The sequence below is a fragment of the Aeromonas sp. Y318-3 genome (assembly GCF_027706185.1).
Lineage (GTDB): Bacteria > Pseudomonadota > Gammaproteobacteria > Enterobacterales > Aeromonadaceae > Aeromonas > Aeromonas veronii.
Genome location: NZ_JAPDCN010000008.1, coordinates 181,165 through 198,214 on the forward strand (window position 1 = coordinate 181,165; position 17,050 = coordinate 198,214).

Consider the following 17,050-nt stretch of genomic DNA (forward strand, 5'->3'; position numbering starts at 1 on the left):
ATCTTTGCGAAGCGTTCACCGCATCCGCCAAGTCGTTGCCATCCATTGCCAATCAAAGGAGAAGATGATGAAAAAGGCGATTACCCTGCTGTTTCTGAGTACCCTGGCTGCCCCCGTGCTGGCGGATGAGTGTGCACTGGTCATCGAAGGCAATGATGCCATGCAGTACAACCTCAAAGAGATGAGCGTGCCGGCCACCTGCAAGGAGGTGACGGTCACCCTGAACCACACCGGCAAGCTGCCTGTGACCGCCATGGGTCACAACTGGGTGCTGGCCAGCACCGCCGACTATCAGACCGTGGCGACTGCCGGGATGAGCGCCGGGGCCGAGAACGGCTATCTGCCCAAGGATGATCCCCGTGTGCTGGCTCACACCAAGCTGATCGGCGGCGGCGAGAGCAGCAGCGTCACTTTCAAGACCGACGGTCTGGCGGGCAAGGATCTCACCTTCTTCTGCTCCTTCCCCGGCCACTTCGCCATGATGAAGGGCTCCTTCAAGGTCAACTAAGGCGCTGACCGGCACGAGCTGGTTGCCTCAATAGCAAAAGCCGGGATTTCCCGGCTTTTTCATTTCTGCTGTTTGTGTGTGGCGTGGCATGGCATGGCTGCGAGCCCACGCCAGCGCTATTTGGCCTGCAGGGTAAAGAAGGCGATGGCGGTCTTCTTCTGGCATTCGAAGTGAATGCTCTCTTCACCGGTCACCACCAGCGTCTCGTTGATGGCCACCTCTTTGCCCTGCACGGCCAGCTGGCCGCTCAGCAGGTGACAGAGGTAGGTCTTCTCTGGCTCGAGGGTAAGGGTCAGCGGAAAGGGGAGGTTCAGGACCCGCACGTTGGCGCTGATGCGATCCGGATGGTAGATAAGCCCCAGATCGGTCACCTCTTTTTTCAGCAACTCGCAGTAGGTCTCCTCATCGCCGCTAAAGTGCGCCGCCTCGAAGGTGGCGTAGGGGTGACCGTTGAGCACAAAGCCTGCCCCGCTCACCGGCAGCAAAATGCGCTGATAGCCGGGAAAGGGGGAGAAGGGACCCGCGCTCTTGATGGGGGCCGAGCTCAGTCGATAGTCAAAGTCGAGTTTGGCAAGGCTGCTCCCTTTGGGGGAGATGAGGATCTGGTTGGTGGTGCCCTGCTGGTTTTTCCAGGGCATCTTCTGGTGGTCAGACTCTTTAATCAGGGAGATCACGGGCACTTCCTTACTATGAAAAAATGCAGGGAGCCGGGGACATCAGCCCCGGCTCCCTGATAGAGAGTAGCGATGGTAAAGGCGATCAGCCCTGACCATCCAGTGCTGCCAGCCGCGCTTCCATGGCGGCGAGGCGGCTCTTGAGCTCGCTCACTTCCAGCTCCAGCTCGCTCAGACGGTCGGCGGCAGGGGAAGCATAGGCCGCGGCGGGAGCGGCATCCATCATCGCCTGAATATCCACCTCCCCGCTAAACAGGTGGGCGTAGCGGGATTCGCGCTTGCCCGGCTCGCGCGGCAGCTTGACCACGTAGGGGCCACGCTCGATGAGTTGGGTCAGCACCGCATCCACCTCGGTGACATCATCGAAGCTGCAGAGGCGGTTGGTGCGCGAGCGCAGCTCCCCCGGGGTTTGTGGGCCGCGCAGCAGCAGTTCGCAGACGATGCCAAGCTCCTGGGCACTGAATTTCAGCTCGCCAAATTCGGTGTTGCAGAATCTGTGCTGGTAGCGGGGCACCCGGGCGTTGAAGCCTGCAGTGTTGACCACCAGCCGCTTGCGGATCAGCTCGTCCACCACGGCGCGGATATCGAGCTCGGAGAGCTCCAGCACCGGCTCGCGGTTGCTCTTCTGGTTGCAGGCGTTGACCAGTGCATTAAGGGAGAGGGGATATTGATCCGGGGTGCAGATCTCTTTTTCAATCAGACAGCCGATGACGCGGGCTTCCAGCGGGCCAAGTACTAACTCCATTTCCTACTCCCTTCCAAATCGAGACATCAAGAGCCCCTATCTTAGTCATGGTCCGCGCTGCGTCTAGCGTTGCGCGCCATTTTTGCGAGCTGATCAGGGCGTTGGCGAAAGGCTCGCCAACGCCACAGACCTCTGCTTTTTATCGCTGCCCCTGATAGAAGCGCGCCTTATTGGCATACATGGCGTCGTCCGCCACCCGGCTCAGCTCCGCCAGCGGGGTCTGGTCGCTGCTGCTCCAGCCGATGGCAAAACGCAGCGGGAAGCTGTGCTCCCCATGCTGCACTGTTGCGTGCTGCTGGCTTGCCTCCAACCTGCCTGCCAGCTGCTGGCTGGCGAGGTGATCCGCCTCCGCCAGCAGAACGAACTCGTCGCCGCCGATGCGGAAAATCTTCTCATCCTGACGGCAGAGGGTGCGCAGCTGGCGAGCCATCTGGATCAGCAGGGCGTCGCCAGCCTCGTGCCCATACTGGTCGTTGGTACGCTTGAGGCCGTTGAGATCGAGCATGAAGAGGGCGAGGTGACGCTCGGGATGGCGCGTCAGCACTGCTTGATAGTGGTGGAAGGCCTCTTCGAACGCCTGCCGGTTGGGCAGCCCGGTGAGGTTGTCGGTGCGGGCGACCCGCGCCAGCTCGTCGGTGAAGAGGCGCCCCTCGATGCCCACCGCCAACTGCTTGGCAAACAGCCGCAAGATGGCCCTGTCTTCGGACTCCAGCCCTTCTGCGCTCACCATCAGATAACCAAACAGCACGCCACTTTGGCTACCGGGCAGAGTCATGATCTTCCAGAGTGCGTTATCCCACTGGCATTCGGAGTGTTTGACCTCCTCATCCATCAGTTGAGCCAGTTTCTCCTGCAAGGCATCCCGCAAGGGGGCATCGACCCCCTGGGTCAGGGAGTAGTGGGGCTGGCCATCGCGGCGGATCACCAGTCCCCAGCGGTGGCCAGGATAGAGCTGCGAGAGTTGCAGCAGGGCGGAGCTGGCCAGCTCGGCAATATCGATATCCAGCTGCTGGTGCAGACCGAACTGCAACCAGGATTGCAGGATATGGCGGCTGCGCTCCTCCCGGCTCAGGGCCGAGCGCAGGGCGGTCGTTTGCGAGGCAACCTCTTGCTCCAGTTCGTCGTTGAAGCCGAGCAGCCGCTGGTTGAAGGCCTCTTTCTCGCTATTGGCCTGCTGCAGCTGTTCATTTTGCTGATAGAGCGCCCGCACCTGATCCGAGATGGTGCTGGCCATCTCCTGCAGCAACTGGCGCACCTCGTCGTACTCCACAAAGCGCAGCGGCGCCTGCCGTTGCTGGTAATTGCCCTTGCCATAGCTGCGCACCAGCGCGGCCAGCGAGCGCAGCGGTCGGGTGAGCCATCGGGTGAGCCAGACGCAGCCGATGGCTACCAGCAGCAACATGACGGCGATGCTGACAGTCAGCAGCTGTTGGGATTTGTTGAGCTCGCTGACCCTGTCATTGCTGTAGCTGTAGAGGGTGATGGTGGGGGTGATCTCTTGCTCCAGCTGGGGCCAGCCAATGGCCAGGGGCTGCGCCAACTTGCTTGGCTCCCTGTCATCCATGGCGTTGGCGTTCTGGTGAGCCCCTTCGTAGAGACGGTTCTCGCCCTGGGAGATCACCAGATATTCGCTCCCCTTGAGATAGGGTTCCAGCAACTGGGCCATCTGCCGCCAGGGGAGAATGGCCATCACGAAGCCGGAAGGGGTCTGCATCACCCCAGCGCGCTGGTGGTTGCGATAGATGGGGGCTACCAGCGCCAGCCCGCCGCTGCGGTTTTGCTCCATGTCGTCGACCAGCACGGGATCATCGACGGGCAGCAGCAGATGCTTGCCCTGTTTCGCCTCGCGGGTCTTGCCCCAGGCCATCAGCTGCGGCATCAGGTCGCTCGACTCGAGGTGGGAGGCCTGACCATTGATGTACTCCACCACCAACCCCTTGTCATCGATGAGGTAGGCTGAGGTGATCAGGCTGTTGGATTTGACAAAGGTGGCCAGTGCCAGTCGGGCATGGCTGGAGAAGAGGAAGTTGTCGAGGGCCTGATGGAGTACCCGATCCTGGCTGAGCTGATTGAGCTGGGTGCCGATCAGCTCGCTGCGAAAGCGGGCCTCGCGGGTCATGCTGGTGAGGGCCCGCTCCAGCTGTGACTGCTCGCTCTGGGCGATGATCTGGTGCTGGCGGATCAGCAGCACAGTGCTGGCCAGCAGCGCCGGCAGAAGGGCGACGGTGAACAGGATGATGATGAGGGTCGGGCCGAGCCGAAAGGTGCGATGTTTCATGGTGCTTTGACCTGCCGGTACTGCTGATCGGCCAACTGCTGCATATAGCGGGCGGTGTCGGCGGCACTGATCCCCTCTTTAAAGCGCTCGAACCCTTTCTCCATCGCTTGCCAGGCGATGGACATGGCGCTGTCGGAAGGCATGGGGGTACTGAGGGTGAACTGCTCCAGCAGCACTTTTTCCTGAGGCGCGGGACGGCGGCTGATGGCGGTAAAAGCCTGCTGATTGACCGGCAACAGCGCCCCCTGATGATAGATGAACTGCTGAATATCCTGACGCTGGATAAAGGCCATCAGTGCCTTGATGACGGGCTGGCGATCCTCATCATCCATCGCCCAGCGGGAGGCTCCCATCACGTAGGCGCCGCTCATGGAGTGCATGGGATGGCTTTGCCAACGGGGCAGCAGGGCAACGCCCAGCTTATCCCCCATATTCTTCACCAGATCATTGAACGCCCAGTCCCCATTGATGAGGTAGGCGCTCTTGCCCTCATTGAAGCGGGTGAGGGCGGTGTCATAGTCGCACTCGGGATCGACCCACTGTTCGCTGGCGACGGTGCGGTAGGCCTCCAGTGCCTGCACCATGGCCGGGCTGTCGAGGGTGATGCGCCCTTCGGTCACCGGCGAGCCGCCAAAGGTGTGTAAAAAGGCGGCGAAGTAGTACATGTCGTGATAGGGCCAGCTGACGGGGTAGACTCCCTTGGCCTTGAGTGCCGGGGTGATAGCTGTCAGTTGCTGCCATTGGGTCACCGGAGTCGAGACCAGCGCCTTGTTGTAAAACAGCATCAGATGGTTGCCCTGCATCATGGGCATGCCCCAGCGTTGCCGATCCAGGGTGACATAACGCAAGGCGCTGGCCATCAGCGCGGGGGAAAACCACTCGGCCGGGAGCGGGGCGAGGGTCATCTGGCGATAGAGGCCGATAAAATCGGAGGGGATTAGCATCAGATCGGGCAGCCCCCTGGCCTGAGCCGCCAGCAGAAGATCCGCCTTGATCTTGCCCGGCTCAATCTGGGTGACCCGTACTCTGTGGTTCCCCTCCTGATTGAAGCGGGCGATCACGTCGTCGATCACGTAACCGGCTTGCTGGGAGTGCCACAGCTCCAGTTCTGGCTCCTGAGCCTGCAGGGGGTGGCTCAATGCGAACAGGCAAAGCAGCAAGAGATGATAAAAAGATCGTTTTCTACTCATGTTATCATCACCGTTATTCCCTGAATTCCAAGGGAAAAATGTAACAAACTACCGGCAAGAGCGGTAGGCTCGGGTGTCAACTAATTGACTGAAACAACAAAAAGCCCGGCGCGTGGGCCGGGCTGGGGGATAAATTGCTTATCCGGATATTCTTCGAGGCATCTATTGTGGATGTTGTTTGAGGATGTCGTATATCTCCTCTTTCAGTTTGAGTTTCTGTTTTTTCAGATCTCTCACCTCGGCGCTATAGTCGCTGGCGTGATGCTTTTCCAACTTTCTAATCTCCGCATCCAGGTCGTTGTGCAAGTCAAACTTCTTCTGGAAATGGACATCACTGCTCTTCAGTTTCGAGATGAGTTCTCTGTACTCTGGGAACATGTAATGGAGCCTCCTTGGTTTCGTTTGATTGTGCCTGTAAGACCAAAGCTACCCCTTAGTGCCGGGGATAAATGTGATCCTGATCGAATTTGGGGGCAATGATTTGGAGTATTCGGCGGGGTATTTATAACTTGTTGAATCAAAATAAGATAAGTGATTTATCAATCTGAATGGTGAGCCAAACTGTGCAACAAGTCACAACAGGGGCAGTGTTGGCGTGAGGGTGCAGGATCAAAAAAGGGGCCGACTGGCCCCTTTTATGGATGCAGGCAACGTTACTCTTTCTCTTCGTCCGCCTGCTCTTTTTTCTTTTTCTTCTCGGGCAGCGGCTTGCCGTCGCGGTGGATCACCTTGCCCGCTTCAAAGCCAATCTGGGCGGCCAGCTCCTCCAGATCCGCCGACTTGGCCTGATCCCCGATGGCGTAGCGATAGTTGGCGATGGAGAGTTTGTCAGCCACTGGCGTGCCCGGGACGATAGGCTCGCGCCAGCCCTGGCCGATGTGGGCCACCAGGGTGCCGTTCATCAGCAGCTCGCCGACGATCTCCTGGGTCGGAGTGCCCTTGCCGTAGGTGAGACCCTGCGGGTGCTTCTTGCCGACCAGCGGCTCGTTGCTGGCGGGGATCAGCTTGGTGCGGATCAGCCACTTGGGCTTTTTGGTGTTGCCCACCGCCTTGCCGGTCTGGTACTCGTTGATCTTGATGGTCTTGATCATCTGGGCCATGAAGTCCTTGGTCAGCGTCTTCTGGGCGTCGCTGGTTTCATCGATGGCGATGGGGGCCACATACCAGGTCTGGGTGGCTTGAGCCTTGGGAGCGGCAGGGGCAGTTTGCGCCATGGCCAGGGGGCTGAGCAGGATGGCAGCCAGCAAGAGTCCTATCTTCTTCATTGTGATTCCGCTTTTGTTTCAACAAGAATTTTGTTTTGCCAGCGACGACTGCGCCAGCGCCAGAACATGGCCAGACCGCGCACCCACTCATCGCAGGCCAGCGCCAGCCAGATACCGACCAGTCCATAACCCTGCATGATACCGAGGAAATAGGAGAGTGGCACGGCAATTCCCCACATGGATAGCAACGCCATGTAGAGGGGGAAACGGGCATCCCCGGTGGCTCGCAGGGCGTTGATCACCACCAGATTGAAGGTGCGGCCGGGTTCGAGGATCAGGCTGATAAGAAACAGTTGCGCCACCTGAGTGATGATGTCGGCATCATCGGTAAAGAGGCTGATGATGGTGCGGCCATTGAGGGCCGCCGCCACGGCGATGACACAGGTGACCGCCAGCCCCAGCTTGAGGCTCTTGAGCAGCTGCTGATAAGCGCGATCGAACTGTCTGGCCCCCGCCAGATGGCCGATGATGATCTCGTTGCCAAGGCCGATGGAGAGGCCAAACAGCAGGATAAACAGGCAGATCTGAAAGAAGTAGGATTGGGTCGCCAGCGCCTTGTCACCCAGCAGTCCGACAAAGGCTGTCACCACCATAAACTGCAGCATCCAGGATAGGTTCTCTCCTGCCGCAGGCAGGCCGATATGGAGGACCTTGCTCAGCATCTCCCGGCTGGGGTGGACGATATCGCGCACCACCAGTCGAATGCCGGTCTTGCGGGCGACCAGCCAAACCAGCAGCACCACGCCGATCAGGCGGCCCGCGACCGTGCTGATGGCGACACCGGCGACGCCCAGCTGGGGCAGGCCGAACCAGCCGTAGAGCAGCAGCAGGTTGCCGACGAAGGTGATGAGGTTGACGATCAGGGTCACATACATCGCCTGACGGGTGTGGCCGTGAGCGCGCAGGGTGGCCGCCAGACAGAGGGCTGCCGCTTCCGGTAACAGGCAGAGACCGATGATCTGCAAGTAAAGCGTCCCGTCGCTCATCAGGTTGGCGGGCAGGTTCATCAGCGCCAGCATGGTGCTTGCCCCCGCCATCACGCCAATGGCCGCTACCAGACCGATCAGCAGGTTGAAGCCGATGGCGGTATGGATCACCACCCGACTCTTCTCCCGATCGCCGGCCCCCAGATACTGGGTGATCACCACGCTGGTACCGATACTGACGAAGCTGAACAATGTGATGGCGAGATCGAACACCTGATTGCCGACCGCCAGCGCGGCCACTCCCTGATAGGAGACGTGACCCACCATGAAGGTATTGAGGGCGCCGGTCAGAAAGTGCAGGGCGAGATCGATAAAGAGCGGCCAGGTCAGCGCAAATAGCGTGCCCGGGCCTGCATGGGATTGAGATTGCATGGCATGTCCAACAGCTGGGAGGGCACGGGGGAGTGCCCTCTGGGGGCGCATTTAACACCAAGGCCAAGGCCGGTGCAATCCTTGTGCAGGATTGCACCGGCCAGGGGAGCAGGCCAAGGGATCAGGCAGGCGTGGCGCCCGCCTCCTGCTCGCTTGGCAGGGTGAGGCGCGCCGAGTCGGGCAGGGCATCATCCTGCGGCCAATTTGAGCGGATGGCATCTGTGGTGCTCTCCACCACCGCATCATCCTTGAACACCGGCTCGCGATAGCAGCGGGTCAGGCGCAGCGCCTGATACATGTCGGGGCAGAGGATGATCCCCTCATCGCCTACCCGCACGCCAGCCTGCTTTAACCAGTGAGTCATCTGGCCGTGGCGACCCGCCATCACCATATGGATGCCGCGCCGTTTCAGCTCTTTGTGCAGCTCTCCCACCATGCTCATCACGCTGATGTCCTGATGGGTGAAGCAGGCGACCGCATCGATCACCAGACACTTGGGGGCTCGGGGATCCTGCACCAGCAGGGCCAGAACCCGCCGCTTGAAATAGGGGGCATTGAAGTAGGTGAGCGGCGAGTTGAAGCGATAGACCAGAATACCCGGGATCGCCTTGGCCTGTTCGTTGTCCCCCAGGGTGCGCACCACCCCCTCGTCATCCATGCCAAGCAGCTGGTCGGTGGGGCGCATCACATTGCGCAGGAACTGGAACAAGCCCAGCAACACGGCGAGGGTGATCCCGGGGATCACTCCCATGGTGAGCACGCTGATAAAGGTGACCAGCGCCAGCCAGAAGGCGGATCTATCGGAGTGGCGCAGGGCCCAGAGACCGCGAAAATCGGTGAGTGACAGAGAGGCCATCACCAGCACCACCCCGAGGGCGGCGGTGGGAATATATTTGAGCGGCGCAGTCAGATAGAAGGTGATGAGGGCGATCACCGCCGCGGCGATGATGGAGACCAGCTGGCTCTTGCCGCCGTTGGCGTCGTTGACCGCGGTGCGTGAATCCGCGCCGCTGATGGCAAAGCCTTGCGAGACCGCCGAGGCGAGGTTGGCCATGCCGAGGGCCCGAAACTCTTTGTCCGCGTCGATTTCGTAACCGTTTTTGGCGGCAAAGCTGCGAGCGGTCAGCATCATGGAGACGAAGCTCACCATGGCGAGGTTAAGGGCGGGCAGCACCAGCTCCCGCATCAGACCGGGGGGAAATTCCGGCATCTGGAAGGCGGGCAGGCCGGAGCCCACCGTCCCCAGGGTGGCGATATCAAACTGGCCGAGATTAAAGCCCCACACCAGCGCAGCGGTCACCACCATGGCCACCATGGAGGAGGGCCATGCCGGTTTGTAGCGCTTGGCCAGCAGCAAGGTGAGCAGAGCCACCAGACTCATGGCCAGGGTCGGCAGATGGGTCTGGGTAATATAGGTGGCCCCGCTGGCGATCCGCTCGATGAGGTAACGTTCGCTAAAGGTGAAGCCGAAGATCTTGGAGAGCTGGCCCACCATGATGGTGATGGCCACACCATTGAGCAGCCCCATCAGGATCGGGCGGGAGAGAAAGTCAGCCAGCACCCCCAGCTTGAAGCGGCTGGCAATCAGGCACCAGAAGCCGGTCATGGCGGTCATGGTCATCACCAGTTGCCAGTGACGGGTGGGGTCGCCTGCGGCCAGCGGCGTCACCACGGCGGCAATGACCGCGCAGGTGGCGGCATCGGGGCCGACAATCAGCTGTCGGGAGGTGCCAAACAGGGCGTAGACCAGCATGGGCAGGATGCAGGAGTAGAGACCGACGATGGCGCCCACTCCGGCGAGTTCTGCATAGGCAATGGCGACGGGCAGCGCCACGGCCGCCACCGAGAGTCCGGCGCGAAGATCTGGCATCAACCAGGCGCGCTGGTAATGCAGCAGGGCGGCGAGGCCCGGTAGCCAGCGTTCGAGAGAGAAGAAGTCGCGCATTATTTAACCCATTGAGTTACAACCAGCTTTTCCCCTAGTGTGCCCAAGGTTATCGAAAGATTGCAATCAGGTTATGGCCAGTTTACCTGAAGGTCAGGCCAGATAGCCTGCCAGCGTTTCTCTTTGATGCGCTGGGTAAAAATCTGTTTGTCCTGGCGACATCTGGGGTTGGCACTCACTTGCAGCGACCAGTTGATGGCAAAGCCGTAGGGGGCAAGCCACTCGAACTCGCCATCCCGGGTGAGGCGTACGCCGATGCAGGTGGGCACCTCGACCCAGTGGCTGAGCGCCTCAAGGCTGCTGGCAAACGGCGCTACTAGCTGGCGAGTGTGCATGCGGGCCTGATTGCGTACTTCCCACTGCTGGCCGGGCAGCCGTTTTGCCAGCCAGGCTTCGTGCTCTGCTTCGGCCAGCCCTTGTGGGTCGTTGCTATCGAGATAGATAAGGTCGATATCGTTGAGCGGGGTTGACTCGGTTTTGTGATGCAGGTGATCCCAGATGAGGTTGCGGATAAAGCCAGCTCCCAGCGCCCAGTCGGGCAGATTGAGCTCTGCGGCGGCTTGCAGGCAGGCCATCCGCTGCGGATCGGCCCGCAGCAGGGTTTCTGTTTTGGCTTGGAATTGCTGTTCGAGGGCGGTGTTCAGAGGTTCAGTTGTTGGCATTGCGGCGTAACCAGACATCAATGTAGCGGCAGCTCGGCACTATAGTGAGCCCCTCAGCCTGAGTCCAGTTGAAGAAGGCGCGTGCCAGCTGATCGGCAATCCCCTGTACTCGCAGCTCGGGCGGCACGAAGGTGCTGTAGGCGTCGATGGTCTTGGCATCGAGCCGCCGGTAGCGCAGTCTCGACTCTTTCCCCTCCACCATACAGATGAACTGCTGCTGGTTGGCCTGATGGATGATGTCGCTCATGGTGGGCACCTCTGGCATAAAGTTGGGTCTCTCGGCACAACATAACTGTTAGCCAAGGTATAGAACAGATAATGAGAGCCCGTGGTCAATATCATCCCCCTTTGACAGAGGGCGCATCGATATCGCGATGCAGATCAAGGTGCCCGATGGTGAGTCGGGCACCGCGTTTGTGTCAGCACAAGAGTGTTGGCAAAGGGGAGGGATCAGACCCAGGCTCGCTCCAGCAGGGTGAGTAACTGCTCACGGTCGGCGTCCTTGCGATTGAACAGCAGGGCACCGTCGTTGATCGCCAGATCGCGGATCTCGCTCAGTAGCGAGCGATCGCTTACCCCTGCCTCGCTCATGGTGCGCGGCAGCTTGACCGCTTGCCACAAGGTGTCGCGCAGGGTGCGAATGGCTGTGATGGTCGCCTCTGCTCGCTGATGGGCCGGGGTGGCGGCAAAGCGCTCTGCCCCCACCAGCGGCAACAGCAGCCGGGCCAACTCGCTATCCACCTCGGGGCGGTTGTAGTCGAGCACGGTCGGCAAAAAGAGGTTCATGCACAGCCCGTGGGGCAGATGGCAGCGGGCTCCCAGACTGTGGCCGAGGGCGTGCACCAGCCCCACCATGGAGTTGGAAAAAGCCATGCCAGCCAGCGTTGAGCCTTCCGCCAGTTGCAGTCGCAGCTGTTTGTTTTGCGGGTCGTGGATGATTTGCGGCAGGGCGCTGGCGATCTTCTCCACTGCCATCAGGGCCAGCGCATCGCTCACCGGGTTCTTGGCGGTACCGATAAAGGCCTCGATGGCGTGGGTCATGGCGTCCATGGCGGTAGCGGCGGTGATATTGAGGGGCAGCCCCTGGGTCAGGCGCGGGTCGAGCACCGCAAGCTGGGGCAGCAGGAAGGGGGAGGTGAAGGGCACCTTGCGCCCGCTCGCCTCATCCTTGATCACTGCAACCAATGTCACTTCTGATCCTGTGCCCGCCGTGGTGGGCACCACCGCCAGCGGCTTGAGGGGACGGGTCAGGCAACCGGCGCCCGAGTAGTCGAGCAGGTGTTCACCCCCCATGGAAGTGAGAATGTTGACCGCCTTGGCGGTGTCGATGACCGAGCCGCCCCCCAGCGCCACCAGACTGTCGCAGTCGAGCTCGCGGTAGCGTTTGGCGATCCGCTCCACCACGGCAGTGGAAGAGTCGGCCGGGATCTCGTCCCAGATGGCGGCGACCGGCAGCTCTCCTTCGGCCAGCACATTGGCCAGCAGGGTGGCAAGGCCGGTGGCATTGACCCCCTTGTCGGTCAGCAGCAGTGGGCGACGGGCCCCGAGGCTGGCCAGCTCGCTGGCCAGTTGCTCCAGCGCCTGTTCACCGGCCAGCAGTTTGACCGGGCAGAAGAAATCGTAATAGCGGCTCATTTCAAGGCTCCTTGCGCGTTAGCCGGTCACCAGACCCAGATAGATGTTGCAGGCCCGGCCGATCTTGTTGGTCGGGGCGGGATAGTGGCGCAGCAGCGGCCGCGCGATAAAGGCGGGCAGGATCAGGGACTGCAACTGCTCAAGCCCCCGCACCAGATGCATGGCAACGGTCAGATCCCCCTCCACCAGCAGCCGGTTTTCGCCAAATGCCTGATTGACCCCGAGCCGAAAGCTCAGGGCGCGAAAGGCGATATTGGGATGTTTGAAGCGCACCCGCAGCGGATGGATGGTGGCATGGGGGGCGGCTGGCGCACCGGGATACCAGCGCCCACCCTGCTTGTGCATGTTCATGGCGTAGCCGATGCCGCCCACTTCGAGGCGGATTGCCAACCCGTCCGGCAACGGCGCCAATTCGCGGCGTACCGCCTCATCGGTGCGGGCGGCGCGGCAGAGGGTACGACCCACCACCCAGAGCAGAGTGGTGATCCAGAGGCGGCGGCCAAGGGCGGCCGCAGGTTCAAACATCCGTGTTTGCATGGGGATTGGCTCCTGAGATGGCTGACCAGAAGAGGGCGAACGCACTGGCTTGCCAGTAGTCGTCCTCTCCCAGCTCCGGTTGATCGACAAACAGTGATGCGCAGGCGAGGAACTGGCCCTGACACACTTCCAGCAACAGTGGCGCGGGGGCCTGCATCAGCTCGCCGCTGGCCTGCCCCTTTACCAGCAGAGCGGGCAGAAAGCGCAGAGTGTCATTCAAGATCTGGCTGCGGGCCGGGCGGGCCAGCAGGGGAGAGTGAAAGAAACCCAGCACAAATTTGAGCTCATTGGGGTGGGCCAGCATCCAGCTCATCGCCTGCTGCCAGTAGTGGTGGATCTGCTCGCGCAGTGCCAGCTCGGGATCGGCTTCGCAGATGGCAGCGCCCATCCGGGTCTTCACATCCTGATAAAGCTGGAGGATCAGTGCCTCCTTGCTCGGAAAGTGGTGGAACAGGGTGCCGTTGGCGACCCCGGCCGCCTTGGCAATGCGGGCGGTGGCTGCCCCCTGCAGACCATCTTCGGCGCAGAGGGCGAGGGCGGCATCCAGAATTTGGCGGCGCTTGTCGGTCATGGCGGGCTCCGTCAACGCAGGAAGAAAGCCATCATCAGCTTCTGGATCCAGCTGTTGTAGGGCGGATGGATCAGGGAGCCGGTGGTGAACTTGCCGCGGGTCAGCACGGTTTTTGCCTTGGAGAAGGTGAGGAACCCCTCGTGGCCGTGATAGTGGCCCATGCCGGAGGCGCCGATGCCGCCAAACGGCACATCGTCGGCAGCCACCTGAAACAGGCTCTCGTTGATCGCCATGCCGCCGGAGTGGGTCTCCCGGGTCACTCGCGCCTGCAACTCGGGGTCGAAGCTCATCAGATAGAGGGCCAGCGGGCGGGGCCGCTCAGCCACATAGGCGAGCGCCTCCTCCAGGGTGTCGTAGGGAATGAGCGGCAGCAGCGGCCCAAAGATCTCCTGCTGCATCACCTGACACTGACCCGGCACCCCGGTCAGCAGGTGGGGCACCAGCAAGCGACGCTGGTCATCGCGGGCCGGGCTGCCACAGGGGTGGAGCTGGGCACCCGCCTGCTCGGCTTCATCGAGCCAGCTGACGAGACGTTGATACTGGCGGTCGTTGATGATGGCGCCGTAGTCAGCACTATTGAGCCCCTGCGGGTAGAGCTTGCTGAAATGGCGGCGATAGGCGGCGATAAAGTTATCCACCTCGCTGCGGGGCAGCAGCACATAGTCGGGGGCGACGCAGATCTGCCCGGCGTTGAGGCTCTTGCCGAAGATCATCCGCTCGACCGCGGTGGCGACCGGCATGTCGGGAGCGATAAGACAGGGGCTCTTGCCGCCCAGCTCAAGGGTGAGGGGGGTGAGCTGGGGCGCGGCGGCAGCCATCACCAGCTTGCCCACCATGGTGGAGCCGGTAAAGAGCAGGTGATCGAACGGCAGCGAGCTGAATGCCGCCGCCATCTGGGCATCCCCTTCGATGATGGCGATCTCGTTTTCGTCAAACACGCTGGTGAGCATGGTGCGCAGCACGGCGTTGGTATGAGGGGTGAACTCGGAGAGTTTCAGCATCGCTCGGTTGCCCGCCGCGATGGCGGTGATGAGGGGGCCAAGGCTCAGCATCACCGGAAAGTTCCACGGCACGATAATGCCGACCACCCCGAGCGGCTGGAAGTGCACCTCTACTTTGGCGGGGGCCAGCAGCAGGCCGGTGTGACGGCGGTGGGGCTGCATCCAGCGTTTGAGCCGCTTCTGGGTGTAGTTGATCTGCATGATGCAGGGCAGCACATCGGCGATCAGGCTGTCGTAGTGGCTGCGCTGGCCATAATCTGCCCCCAGCGCCTTGCACAGCGGCCCCTTGTGGGCGAGCAACGCCTGCTTGAGTTTGCTCAGCTGCGCCCGGCGCTCGGCCAGGGTAGGCATGGGATGAGCCAGACTCGCCCGCTTGAGCCGTGCCAGCTGCTCCGGCAGGGACAATTTGATGGCGAGGATATCCTCAGGAGTGTGTTGAAGCTGCGCCGCACCCATGTTGTTCTCCGCATGAAAAATGACCGACTGATTAGTCGGTCTAAATCTAGCTGTTTGTTACCGGAATGTAAAGCTGGCAAGCTGTCTGCTGTTCACCACGAGCCGGACGCAAGAGAGAACTGTGTGTCTCCCCACACTTTTGTAGTTTGCTCGTTGGTGGCTTATCCAATAAGGGGTAGTTTTTGGCTATTAACCTACACGGAGAGAGCACTATGACCAGGGAACTGAACAGCTTGTTGGCTCGGCTTGAAGATGTGGTTGAGCGGATGCCGGATTGCTTCAACACCTACGAATTCGCCCAGAAGCTGGCACTGCAATATCAGCCGGAATTCTTTGCTGCGGGCCACTCTCTGGCCGAGCACGAGGGCAAGGTACTGCGGGTGCTGCACCAGAAGATCGCCGAGGCGCTGGCAGGCAGCGAGATGGTGATTGAAGGGGCACTGCTCCCCTGCGTCACTCCCTGGGGGGAGAAGGCGACCTCACCGCGCTGGCATCGCAAGCACTGAGGGTCGTAGTCAGGCAGATCACTGCCAGATAGCAGATAACGAACAACGATAAAGGGCGCGGCGCTGGTAACAGGGCCGCGTTTTTTTATGCTAATTGTCGCCAGCAGCGCCACCGCTGCCGGGAGCAAAGGCCCGGTCTGTGATCCCATGCCGGGATATGGGGGCGTCAGCCGGGTAGACTCTCACTTTTGTCGCAGGGTTTGTCACCGTAGGAATTTCTCATGACCCATAAAATCATTCTGGATACCGACCCGGGTATCGACGATGCCATGGCCATCCTGTTTGCCGAGGCCCACCCCGCCATCGAGCTGCTCGCCATTACCACTGTTTTTGGTAACGCCACCATCGACAATGGCACCCGCAACGCCCTCTGGCTCAAGCAGAAGTACGGCATGAAGGCGGATGTGGCCAAAGGCGCGGCTTCCCCGCTGCTGCGCGAGCCGGTTGGCCCTACCACCATAGTCCACGGCCCGAGCGGCTTTGGCGACATGGAGGCGGGGGAGGTGACTATCGCTCCGGATCCTCGCCCCGCTTGGCAATATATTGTCGAGGCGGTGAAAGCCGCGCCGGGGGAGATCACCCTGGTCACTATCGGCCCGCTCACCAATCTGGCGCTGGCGCTACAACAGGCGCCCGAGATTGTCTCTCTGGTGAAACAGGTGGTAGTGATGGGCGGCGCCTTTGGCGTCAACGGCCATCGCGGCAACGTCACCCCCTATGCCGAGGCCAATATCCACGACGATCCCGATGCCGCCGACCGGGTTTTTACCGCAGACTGGCCGGTGGTGATCATAGGGCTGGATGTGACCCAGCAGAGCTTCTTCAGCAGCGCCTATCTGGATGAACTCAGGGATAAGGCGGGAGAGCCGGGCCGCTTCCTGTGGGATGTGAGCCGCTTCTATCTGCGCTTCTACTCCGAGAAGCTGGGGCTCTCCGGTTGCCATGTCCACGATCCGTCCGCCATCGCCTATGTGATTGATCCGACCATCTTTACCCTGCGCGAAGGGCCGGTACGGGTGATCACCAGCGGCCCGGCCATCGGCCACACCCTGCAAAAGTTCGATGGCAAACGCCACTCCCACGATGACTGGGCAGCCTATCGCCCGCAGCAGGTCGGGGTGGCGGTGCGCGATGAGGCGCTGCTTGCCCTCTATCGCGAGACGCTGGTGGGCTGGGGCAAGGATTGCTGAGCAAAGAGGCGCTATTGCGCTGACGCGGGGGCTGTGATCGACGCCAAACAATCGGAGCGCACGGCCGCTTATACTGCCTTATATCAAGAGCTTGGGAGGGATGAAGATGGCCTGGATTTCCTTGATAGTGGCGATAGCCCTGATCTGGTGGTTGATGAAGCTGGGGCGTGGTGCCCTGTTCGAAATCCGCCTTGCCCCCGGCAAGGTGGTGGTCAAGCAGGGCAAGGTGTCACCCGCCTTTATTGAGCATGCCAAGCAGATCCTGCGCCACGACACGGTGCGCGGTCGCATTGTGGGGCAGCGTGATGGCGATGGCGTCAAGCTGATCTTCTCCCGATCCATCCCCGAGCCGGTGGCCCAGCGGTTTCGCAATATCTTCCCCTATGGCGATTACCGCCAGCCAACGGCGCCGCTGCCGGGGCCCAAATCCCGCAAGGGATAAGCACCGGAACCTGGTTCATCAATAGCAAACGGGCCTCCAGTGGAGGCCCGTTTTTTATGGCACTTGGCCAAGAGAGAGCTGACAGCC

18 protein-coding genes are annotated in these 17,050 nt (G+C 61.1%); 4 read left to right on the plus strand and 14 right to left on the minus strand.

Annotated elements, in window-relative coordinates:
• The first annotated feature begins 67 nt into the window (after positions 1-67).
• Positions 68-508 carry an azurin gene (gene azu, locus OKB77_RS13150; RefSeq protein ID WP_005337768.1) on the plus strand — a complete coding sequence of 147 codons (441 nt, stop codon included), beginning with the start codon at positions 68-70 and terminating at the stop codon, positions 506-508.
• Between the two features lie 116 nt (positions 509-624).
• Here the strand turns inward: azu and OKB77_RS13155 are convergent, their stop codons facing one another.
• From OKB77_RS13155 to OKB77_RS13220, 14 genes are all read right to left on the minus strand, one after another.
• Positions 625-1,182 (minus strand): HutD family protein, encoded by a 558-nt coding sequence (locus tag OKB77_RS13155; RefSeq protein ID WP_270817806.1) that lies wholly within the window; start codon positions 1,180-1,182, stop codon positions 625-627.
• An 85-nt stretch (positions 1,183-1,267) separates the two neighbouring features.
• Positions 1,268-1,927 carry a YceH family protein gene (locus OKB77_RS13160; protein ID WP_005337766.1) on the minus strand — a complete coding sequence of 220 codons (660 nt, stop codon included), beginning with the start codon at positions 1,925-1,927 and terminating at the stop codon, positions 1,268-1,270.
• A 139-nt stretch (positions 1,928-2,066) separates the two neighbouring features.
• On the minus strand, positions 2,067-4,205 hold the full coding sequence (locus OKB77_RS13165; protein ID WP_270817807.1) for a sensor domain-containing diguanylate cyclase: 2,139 nt from the start codon (positions 4,203-4,205) through the stop codon (positions 2,067-2,069).
• Positions 4,202-5,395 (minus strand): sugar ABC transporter substrate-binding protein, encoded by a 1,194-nt coding sequence (locus OKB77_RS13170; protein WP_247823092.1) that lies wholly within the window; start codon positions 5,393-5,395, stop codon positions 4,202-4,204. Before OKB77_RS13170 ends, OKB77_RS13165 begins: the two co-directional genes overlap by 4 nt.
• Before the next feature lie 162 nt (positions 5,396-5,557).
• Complete coding sequence (locus OKB77_RS13175; protein ID WP_005337763.1) at positions 5,558-5,773, minus strand: YdcH family protein; 216 nt, start codon at positions 5,771-5,773, stop codon at positions 5,558-5,560.
• 275 nt (positions 5,774-6,048) lie between these two features.
• On the minus strand, positions 6,049-6,660 hold the full coding sequence (locus OKB77_RS13180) for a hypothetical protein (RefSeq protein WP_247823091.1): 612 nt from the start codon (positions 6,658-6,660) through the stop codon (positions 6,049-6,051).
• Positions 6,657-8,018 (minus strand): MATE family efflux transporter, encoded by a 1,362-nt coding sequence (locus OKB77_RS13185; RefSeq protein WP_247823090.1) that lies wholly within the window; start codon positions 8,016-8,018, stop codon positions 6,657-6,659. The genes OKB77_RS13180 and OKB77_RS13185 overlap by 4 nt, the downstream gene beginning before the upstream one ends.
• 121 nt (positions 8,019-8,139) lie before the next feature.
• Positions 8,140-9,963, minus strand: coding sequence for a SulP family inorganic anion transporter (locus tag OKB77_RS13190; protein WP_021230679.1), 1,824 nt, complete (start codon positions 9,961-9,963; stop codon positions 8,140-8,142).
• 71 nt (positions 9,964-10,034) lie between these two features.
• On the minus strand, positions 10,035-10,625 hold the full coding sequence (locus OKB77_RS13195) for a nucleotidyltransferase family protein (protein WP_247823089.1): 591 nt from the start codon (positions 10,623-10,625) through the stop codon (positions 10,035-10,037).
• Positions 10,612-10,872 carry a GNAT family N-acetyltransferase gene (locus OKB77_RS13200; RefSeq protein WP_005337747.1) on the minus strand — a complete coding sequence of 87 codons (261 nt, stop codon included), beginning with the start codon at positions 10,870-10,872 and terminating at the stop codon, positions 10,612-10,614. Before OKB77_RS13200 ends, OKB77_RS13195 begins: the two co-directional genes overlap by 14 nt.
• A gap of 203 nt (positions 10,873-11,075) precedes the next feature.
• Entirely contained in the window at positions 11,076-12,260 is a 1,185-nt protein-coding gene (locus OKB77_RS13205; RefSeq protein WP_247823088.1) for an iron-containing alcohol dehydrogenase, read from the minus strand.
• Between the two features lie 18 nt (positions 12,261-12,278).
• A complete protein-coding gene (locus OKB77_RS13210; RefSeq protein WP_040094758.1) occupies positions 12,279-12,797 on the minus strand; it encodes a hypothetical protein in 519 nt (172 codons plus the stop codon).
• Positions 12,778-13,368 carry a TetR/AcrR family transcriptional regulator gene (locus tag OKB77_RS13215; RefSeq protein WP_270817810.1) on the minus strand — a complete coding sequence of 197 codons (591 nt, stop codon included), beginning with the start codon at positions 13,366-13,368 and terminating at the stop codon, positions 12,778-12,780. The genes OKB77_RS13210 and OKB77_RS13215 overlap by 20 nt, the downstream gene beginning before the upstream one ends.
• A gap of 11 nt (positions 13,369-13,379) precedes the next feature.
• Positions 13,380-14,825: a coniferyl aldehyde dehydrogenase gene (locus OKB77_RS13220; protein WP_270817811.1), complete on the minus strand. Its 1,446-nt coding sequence runs from the start codon at positions 14,823-14,825 to the stop codon at positions 13,380-13,382.
• Between the two features lie 212 nt (positions 14,826-15,037).
• On the opposite strand from OKB77_RS13220, the gene OKB77_RS13225 reads away from it, so the two are divergent.
• From OKB77_RS13225 to OKB77_RS13235, 3 genes are all read left to right on the plus strand, one after another.
• Positions 15,038-15,331: a hypothetical protein gene (locus OKB77_RS13225; protein WP_005353197.1), complete on the plus strand. Its 294-nt coding sequence runs from the start codon at positions 15,038-15,040 to the stop codon at positions 15,329-15,331.
• 221 nt (positions 15,332-15,552) lie between these two features.
• Positions 15,553-16,521: a nucleoside hydrolase gene (locus OKB77_RS13230; protein ID WP_270817812.1), complete on the plus strand. Its 969-nt coding sequence runs from the start codon at positions 15,553-15,555 to the stop codon at positions 16,519-16,521.
• A 106-nt stretch (positions 16,522-16,627) separates the two neighbouring features.
• Complete coding sequence (locus OKB77_RS13235) at positions 16,628-16,963, plus strand: DUF3634 family protein (RefSeq protein WP_005353195.1); 336 nt, start codon at positions 16,628-16,630, stop codon at positions 16,961-16,963.
• The last annotated feature ends 87 nt before the right edge of the window (positions 16,964-17,050 follow it).

What these genes read in the sequence shown, in the direction of transcription:
- azu (WP_005337768.1), top strand. Translation starts at nt 68, where the DNA reads ATGAAAAAGGCGATTACCCTGCTGTTTCTGAGTACCCTGGCTGCCCCC.
- OKB77_RS13160 (WP_005337766.1), bottom strand. Translation starts at nt 1,927, where the DNA reads ATGGAGTTAGTACTTGGCCCGCTGGAAGCCCGCGTCATCGGCTGTCTG.
- OKB77_RS13165 (WP_270817807.1), bottom strand. Translation starts at nt 4,205, where the DNA reads ATGAAACATCGCACCTTTCGGCTCGGCCCGACCCTCATCATCATCCTG.
- OKB77_RS13170 (WP_247823092.1), bottom strand. Translation starts at nt 5,395, where the DNA reads ATGAGTAGAAAACGATCTTTTTATCATCTCTTGCTGCTTTGCCTGTTC.
- OKB77_RS13175 (WP_005337763.1), bottom strand. Translation starts at nt 5,773, where the DNA reads ATGTTCCCAGAGTACAGAGAACTCATCTCGAAACTGAAGAGCAGTGAT.
- OKB77_RS13180 (WP_247823091.1), bottom strand. Translation starts at nt 6,660, where the DNA reads ATGAAGAAGATAGGACTCTTGCTGGCTGCCATCCTGCTCAGCCCCCTG.
- OKB77_RS13185 (WP_247823090.1), bottom strand. Translation starts at nt 8,018, where the DNA reads ATGCAATCTCAATCCCATGCAGGCCCGGGCACGCTATTTGCGCTGACC.
- OKB77_RS13190 (WP_021230679.1), bottom strand. Translation starts at nt 9,963, where the DNA reads ATGCGCGACTTCTTCTCTCTCGAACGCTGGCTACCGGGCCTCGCCGCC.
- OKB77_RS13195 (WP_247823089.1), bottom strand. Translation starts at nt 10,625, where the DNA reads ATGCCAACAACTGAACCTCTGAACACCGCCCTCGAACAGCAATTCCAA.
- OKB77_RS13200 (WP_005337747.1), bottom strand. Translation starts at nt 10,872, where the DNA reads ATGAGCGACATCATCCATCAGGCCAACCAGCAGCAGTTCATCTGTATG.
- OKB77_RS13205 (WP_247823088.1), bottom strand. Translation starts at nt 12,260, where the DNA reads ATGAGCCGCTATTACGATTTCTTCTGCCCGGTCAAACTGCTGGCCGGT.
- OKB77_RS13210 (WP_040094758.1), bottom strand. Translation starts at nt 12,797, where the DNA reads ATGCAAACACGGATGTTTGAACCTGCGGCCGCCCTTGGCCGCCGCCTC.
- OKB77_RS13215 (WP_270817810.1), bottom strand. Translation starts at nt 13,368, where the DNA reads ATGACCGACAAGCGCCGCCAAATTCTGGATGCCGCCCTCGCCCTCTGC.
- OKB77_RS13220 (WP_270817811.1), bottom strand. Translation starts at nt 14,825, where the DNA reads ATGGGTGCGGCGCAGCTTCAACACACTCCTGAGGATATCCTCGCCATC.
- OKB77_RS13225 (WP_005353197.1), top strand. Translation starts at nt 15,038, where the DNA reads ATGACCAGGGAACTGAACAGCTTGTTGGCTCGGCTTGAAGATGTGGTT.
- OKB77_RS13230 (WP_270817812.1), top strand. Translation starts at nt 15,553, where the DNA reads ATGACCCATAAAATCATTCTGGATACCGACCCGGGTATCGACGATGCC.
- OKB77_RS13235 (WP_005353195.1), top strand. Translation starts at nt 16,628, where the DNA reads ATGGCCTGGATTTCCTTGATAGTGGCGATAGCCCTGATCTGGTGGTTG.